We start from the raw sequence: 6,192 nt of genomic DNA, 5'->3' as shown, positions 1-6,192 counted from the left end.
GTATGCGTTCGCCTGCCGTGACGGGGATAAATTCTATCTTACCGCGCCCTTCGCCAAATACGCTTTTACTAAGCGCTCTTGCTAACGAAATTTCAAACCCCTCAAATTCGCCGTTCTTGGATTGGCTAAGCGGTGGGCGACCCTCTCTTACGCCGATTCTGATTGTGCCGCTTTGTTTAATGCCTTCAAGGCTATTTACAAAAAGCCCCGCACAAAATAAAAATAATGCAAAAAACAACTTCATTTTTTGCTCCTTTTCTTTGAAATTTATATAATGATATCAAAATAAAACTGTTATTTGTGCTAATAGTTTTCAAATAGCAATTGCTTAAATGTGTGTTTATGCGCATTCTCTCGCAGTAATTGGAATTTAGATAGTAAATTTATAGCTTTTCGCCAACTTCTACGATTTTGCTTAGCACGTATTGCTCCAGATCGCGCCTTGGTATGTCGCTTTTGATCGCTTCGTTGTAGATATTTTCGACTATGCGGCTGTATTTTTCGTAAGGAAAGTATAGGAAATGGTTCGCCCAAGCACGTTTGATGAGCTCGTGAGTAAGCTTTTTTCTAGCCCATGCCTTAAAGCAATCAAAGCCGATAAAAACCGCAGATGTTGCTATGATCGTAAATAAAATGGAGAAGTGAAAGTCGATCTTTTCAAACATCGCGTGCGTCAGCGTTATCAAAAACATTACGCAGACGAATGCGAAGCAGGCGAAGATCACGTAGGATTTGCCGTAGTTAAATTTAAAATTTAGCTTCGAAGGATCGACGAGCATTCCGTCGTTAAACTCGGCGTTGGCTTCGAGCAGATCGCGGAAGAGCACGGGTTTATGCGATACATGAAACATAATTTCTAAAAGCCTATCTTTAAAATTTGATTTATCCATAGGGTTTCCTTCGATTTTTGCGGCATTATATCTTAAATTAAATTGTTATAAGATAAAATAGTGCGAAATTTCAAGGAGCGATTATGTTTGAAATCAGCGGAATGAGCGGCGATGAGATAGTTTATATTAACGGCAAGTTTTGCGCGGCGAGGGATGCGGCGATAAGCCCTTTTGATCGCGGTTTCGTGCTTGGAGACGGCATCTATGAGGTAGCCCCCGTGGTAAATTCTAAAATTTGCGACAGGGCGGATTTTTGGGAGCGCTTTGAGCGCAGCGCCGCGCAGATCGAGCTGAAAATTCCATATTCTCGCGAAAAATATGAGGAAATTTTATATGAGCTCATCGCGCAGGGCGGCGTGAGCGAGGGCGCTTTTTACACCCATATCACAAGAGGTGCGGCGATGCGCGATTTTGATTACGTCCGCGGCATAGAGCCCAGCGTATTTGCTTTCGTCTATCATACGCAAATTTTTGATAATCCGCTCGCAAAAGAGGGTATCGAGATCGTGAGCCTGCCAGAGATCCGCTGGCACAGACGCGATATAAAATCGATCTCGCTTTTAGCCCAGTGTATCTTAAAGCACGAGGCCCACAAGGCGGGTGCTTATGAGTGCTTTTTGATCGAGGACGGGCTTGTTACCGAGTGTTCGAGCTCCAGCGCGTTTATCATCAAAGATGACGTGCTTATCACGCGGCCGCTTTCAAACGACATACTGCCGGGCATCCGCCGCAAGGTGATCCTAGGCCTTGCCGAGCAGGCGGGGCTTAGCGTGCAGCAGCGGGCGTTTGGAATGAGCGAGGTTTACGAAGCCGATGAAGCCTTTATCAGCGCGGCGACGCTGATGGTGCTGCCGATCGTAAAAGCTGACGGCAGAGCGATCGGGGGCGGCACAGTCGGCAAATACGTACCGCGCCTACGCGAGATGTATGCTGCGCGGCTAAGATCCGAAGCGGGACTGTAATAGGGCGGTCAAATTTAGCCCGTTAAATTTAAACGATACGGGCTGATTAAATTTTGCTTTCTAGCTCTCCGGTTATGTGACCCAGCTCGCTTACTAATTCTAAAATCTCAGCCAGTTCGTATTGATGAGCATACGCCGTTCCGGTTGTTGGAGGTATGCTAAATAGCTCTGTTTCGAAGCGATTCGGCGCGCCGTTTAGAAATAGGTAAAATTTATTATCCATAAACGCCGCGCTTATGCTAAATTTATGGTAGTATCGCTTTAGCTCGTTTAGTCGCTCCATCAGCGCAGGCGTCAATAGATAGCGAGCTTCTACCTTGTCGTCGGCAAACACGCGAAATTCACTATTAAAAATGACGTTGTCCATTAGCTCCTTCTCGCCTAAAATTTTTGTATTTAGCTCGCGGCTCGCCAAGATGGTTTTGGCGTAAAATCTCTTACCGAATTCGCATATCAGCACGCTGCCGCTAAAATCCATATATGCATCATATAAGCTCATTGCAAGCGAAGCTAGCTTCACATAGGTATTGTCTACGCCCAGATCGTAGTTCTTTTTGATTCTAATCGCCTCGCTGAAGCTAAATTTTACCCCATCCCATTCGCCTTTTATCTCATCTTCGCTGATAAAATCGGAGTTTGCAAAGATTCCCGCTCGCCTGAATTCCTTCGCGCTTATGCCACGTCCTGGCGAATAAGTAAGCTGCGGATACGCCTGTGAGATCGCCGTGCGTACCAAAACTTTTTTGTAAAATAGTTTATATTCATAAGCGGCGTCCGCAATGCCGTCGTAAATGCAAGCAACATAAATAATCAAAAGCACCGCGTAGATAAGATAGACTTCGATCATCTCGTAATCCGTATCGTCGTTTGTTTTAAATACCGCATCGATCGAAAACATCACTATAAATGGAAACAGATATAAAAATGCTATCTTGGCATAGATCATCACTACCTTGCAAATACACTTTTTTTGTTTGGCTCTACTTAGCGCTATTGCTCTTTCTAGCTGCATGCGCTTCCTTAAATTTTTTGATCCGAAATTTTATAAAATTCATTCTCTTGATAAAATTTCACCACAGCCTCGTCTGCGCTTGCGCTGCGCTGCAAATACCGCAGCAATGGTTCCGCGCGCGTATATATCACGCCAAGCCCAGCAAGGCTCGTCGCACGCGAAAGCGCCACGTAGAGCTGCCCTTTGGCAAAGATCCTGTTGATGTCGCAGATGAGCTGCGGGATGCTCATGCCTTGGGATTTGTGGATCGTGATGGCGTATGCGAGCTTGAGCGGGAACTGATAATACCGCGCCATCACGATCTGCTCGGCATCCGCGCCACTTGCGGCGATCTCGCTTAGCTCGTAGGTTTGCAGCTGCACGCGGCTTAGTATGCCGGAGGGCTTTTTTACGACCACGCTTTCGATCTCGCCGCCGGAGCTTTTTTCGATCTTTTCGACGACGCCTTGCTCGCCGTTAAAAAACTCGCCGCTTTTATTTGCGGTAAACAGCACCTTCGCGCCCTCTTTCAGCGTCAGACTTTGCGGCGCGTTTAGCGAGGCGATCCATTTTTGAATTTTCTGCTCGCTCACTCCGCTTTGCAGCGCTTCATAAACGCCCTCGAAGCTGCTTTGCGGCGCATTAAGCTTGGCTAATCTGGCATTATTTATCGCATCTACTTCGGCGTTTCTGCCCGAGATTATCGTGGCATCTGGTTCTGCTTGCGCGGCATCGATGAGCAAAGATCGCATCAGCTCCGCCGTCTGCTCGCTCGTGATGCCGAGCCGCAGCTCGCAAAGCAGGCGGTATAGCGCCGCATCTGCCGTGCGCTTGGAGCCTATCATCTCGACGTAAAAAAACTCGCACTGCCTCCACGCATACGAGCCGAAGGCGTAATCCGAGTCGCTAAATAGGCTCGCGCGCGGCGCGCTCTCGCCCTCTTTGCGCACCGGCGGAAGCTGATAAAAATCTCCCGTAACGAGCAGCCGTCCGTTAAATTTAGAATTTGAAATTCTAAGATAGATCATCTCGAAAAGCTCGGCGCCGATCATCGAAATTTCATCGATCACGATGAGATCCGCGAGGGCTAAAATTTTTCGCAGCTCGCTTAGCTTGCCGCTTTGTTTGCGATCGAAGCCCTTTAGCTCCTCGTGGTTTTTGCAAATGCCGAAGCGAAAGAAGCTATGCACGGTCACGCCGCCGATCTCTACGGCGCTGATGCCGGTGCTGCCGAGCACGATGACGAGCTTGCCGCGAGCGCGGTAGTTTTCGATGAGCTCTTTTATTACGTAGCTTTTGCCCACGCCTGCGCCGCCCGTGATGAAAATATTGCGATCTTTTAGCTTCTGGATGATGAAATTTATCAAGTTTTTTCCTATTTTTTGGCAAAATTATAGCCAAAATTTTTTAAAAGGCATTTTGTTTGAAACGATTAGTATCTCTTATCTTTGCGGCTTTAATCCTTGCAGGTTGCGGCGAAACCGTCGGCCCGCGCAAGTTTATCCCGGAAAATCCCGCTATTTTGGATCTTGAATACGCTCAAAACAGCGAGCGGCTGCCCGCTCCTGCGTCGGTGCAAAACATAAGCGGAAAAGCGTTTAAGAGCCGCTATTTTAAAATTTGGTTTGACGATGCGCCCGTGAAGGTGGAGATCGATACGTTTTGGGGGCTTAATTACGCCAGGGGGCGCCACTTTGACGCCGCAGGCAGGATATACGACGATGCGATCTATCAAAGCATTCGTATAAACGCCAATGAAGAGGCGTTCGGGCTGATCTCCGAGCCCGCTATAACGGTAAAAAATGCGCTGCTGCGAAATATCCCAAGCGACTTGCCGATTTTCGGCGATCCGAGCGAGCCGGGGGAGGGCGAGCCGTTTGATTACGCCGCAAATTCCGCCGTTGGCATGGGCTATCCGCTGCTGCTGTCGCATTACAGCAGAGACGGCGCGTGGGCGTTCGTGCGCAACGACGGCGTCTGGAGCTGGATCAGAAGCGACGCGATAAAGCGCATTAGTCCTCAGCAGGCGGATATCTACGCAAATTCTAAATTTATAACGATCCTGCGCGAGGGCGCCGCCATTTATGGCGAAAACGGCGTGGAGCTTTTTAGGGCGCGCACAGGCACGATCCTGCCGTATGATTTTAGCGGCGAACGCGATCTTGGCGGCACGCTCGGCGTACTGAGCGTATTTAGCGGCGAAATTTTAACCCAGTTTGGCAGCAGGAGATATTTTGTTAGCGCGGAGGATGCGAGGCTTTGGCCCGCGCCGCTTGATGAGCAAAACTCAAAGATCGTAGCCGCTAGCCTGCTTGGGCAGAAATACGGCTGGGGCGGGTATAAATTTCTTCGCGATTGCTCGCTTATGACGAAGGATTTTTTGGCAAATTTCGGGCTGTGGCTACCGCGAAATTCCAAGGCGCAATCGGCTCGCGGCGAGCGTTTTTCGCTGGCGGGGATGAGCGCGGATGAAAAGCTTGAGCTCATCGGCAAAAACGGCGTGGCGTATAAAACCCTGCTGTATATGCCCGGCCACGTGATGCTCTACGTAGGGCAGGTGGACGGCAAGCCGGCGGTGCTGCACGATATCTGGGGGCTTCGTACGATGGATGGCGGGCGCGCGGTCATCGGACGTACGGCGATTACGTCGCTTACTATCGGCTCGGATCGCGCGGACATCGCCGAGGATCGCCTGCTGATTTCGCGTATCAGCGCGATGAGCGTGCTTTCGGGCGAGGAAGACGGCGTTTTGGACGATCAGTTTGGCTCTGCGGATTTCGGTGCGAATTAAACGCTGTCTCGTAAAAAATAGAGAGCGGGCTATGGGCGATGGCCTCTGAAAAAAGCAACGACGAGAACCGGATGCATGTAAAAAGAGCGGACCGCGCGTTGCAAATATGAGTGCAAGCCGTCGCCGCTATCGAAAGCGGCGCGTTGCTTGCGTATATCTTCTCTGCGAACTGCTCGCCGCTATGGATAGAGGCCCGCGGGTATAAGCGCGCTCGCCGCCGTCCCTTGCAAATCGCTTCGTCTAAAACATCGCCTCTTGCGTATTTCTTACTAGCGATGTGTTTGTCGTTTCGTCGTGCCTACTAGGCGCATCGCTAAATTTTACATTTCGTGTCTTCATCGCCAATATGCGCGCCCTTGCGCCGCCAATAAAATTTTGCTTTGAAATTTCGTTTGAAATTTTAAAGGAGCCGTCGCGAGCCCGGTAAAATTTCATTCGCTGTTAAAATTTCATTCGTTCGGCCCTTAAAATTTTAAGAAACGCTTTTCCGCTAAATGTGCAGACGGCTCTAAACGCACCCAGACTTCAGCCGAAGCTATTATTTTTCGCCGCAAGCGG

General features: G+C 49.3%; 6 protein-coding genes and 1 pseudogene. 2 read left to right on the top strand and 5 right to left on the bottom strand.

The window, feature by feature from the left end:
- Together Q0537_RS03365 and Q0537_RS03360 are read right to left on the bottom strand one after the other, a co-directional pair.
- Positions 1-244: pseudogene (locus Q0537_RS03365) on the bottom strand (amino acid ABC transporter substrate-binding protein); the annotation flags it as partial.
- A 139-nt stretch (positions 245-383) separates the two neighbouring features.
- Positions 384-890: a hypothetical protein gene (locus Q0537_RS03360; protein WP_299225092.1), complete on the bottom strand. Its 507-nt coding sequence runs from the start codon at positions 888-890 to the stop codon at positions 384-386.
- Positions 891-973: 83 nt separating this feature from the next.
- Between Q0537_RS03360 and Q0537_RS03355 the strand changes: the two genes are divergently transcribed.
- A complete protein-coding gene (locus Q0537_RS03355; protein ID WP_299225090.1) occupies positions 974-1,852 on the top strand; it encodes an aminotransferase class IV in 879 nt (292 codons plus the stop codon).
- A gap of 46 nt (positions 1,853-1,898) precedes the next feature.
- Here the strand turns inward: Q0537_RS03355 and Q0537_RS03350 are convergent, their stop codons facing one another.
- Together Q0537_RS03350 and Q0537_RS03345 are read right to left on the bottom strand one after the other, a co-directional pair.
- A complete protein-coding gene (locus Q0537_RS03350; RefSeq protein WP_299225088.1) occupies positions 1,899-2,864 on the bottom strand; it encodes a DUF3137 domain-containing protein in 966 nt (321 codons plus the stop codon).
- An 8-nt stretch (positions 2,865-2,872) separates the two neighbouring features.
- A complete protein-coding gene (locus Q0537_RS03345; protein WP_299225086.1) occupies positions 2,873-4,210 on the bottom strand; it encodes an AAA family ATPase in 1,338 nt (445 codons plus the stop codon).
- 56 nt (positions 4,211-4,266) lie between these two features.
- On the opposite strand from Q0537_RS03345, the gene Q0537_RS03340 reads away from it, so the two are divergent.
- Positions 4,267-5,634, top strand: a complete 1,368-nt coding sequence (locus Q0537_RS03340; protein ID WP_299225084.1) for an SH3 domain-containing protein — start codon at positions 4,267-4,269, stop codon at positions 5,632-5,634.
- A 240-nt stretch (positions 5,635-5,874) separates the two neighbouring features.
- Here the strand turns inward: Q0537_RS03340 and Q0537_RS03335 are convergent, their stop codons facing one another.
- Positions 5,875-6,069 (bottom strand): hypothetical protein, encoded by a 195-nt coding sequence (locus Q0537_RS03335; RefSeq protein WP_297989700.1) that lies wholly within the window; start codon positions 6,067-6,069, stop codon positions 5,875-5,877.
- Positions 6,070-6,192 lie beyond the last annotated feature (123 nt).

The sequence above is a fragment of the uncultured Campylobacter sp. genome, assembly GCF_938017775.1.
Taxonomy (GTDB): Bacteria; Campylobacterota; Campylobacteria; order Campylobacterales; family Campylobacteraceae; genus Campylobacter_B.
This window is presented reverse-complemented; position numbering and strand designations above follow the sequence as displayed.

Excerpts from the sequence above, each read along its gene's own strand:
- Q0537_RS03360 (WP_299225092.1), bottom strand. The coding sequence starts at position 890 with ATGGATAAATCAAATTTTAAAGATAGGCTTTTAGAAATTATGTTTCAT.
- Q0537_RS03355 (WP_299225090.1), top strand. The coding sequence starts at position 974 with ATGTTTGAAATCAGCGGAATGAGCGGCGATGAGATAGTTTATATTAAC.
- Q0537_RS03350 (WP_299225088.1), bottom strand. The coding sequence starts at position 2,864 with ATGCAGCTAGAAAGAGCAATAGCGCTAAGTAGAGCCAAACAAAAAAAG.
- Q0537_RS03335 (WP_297989700.1), bottom strand. The coding sequence starts at position 6,069 with ATGAAATTTTACCGGGCTCGCGACGGCTCCTTTAAAATTTCAAACGAA.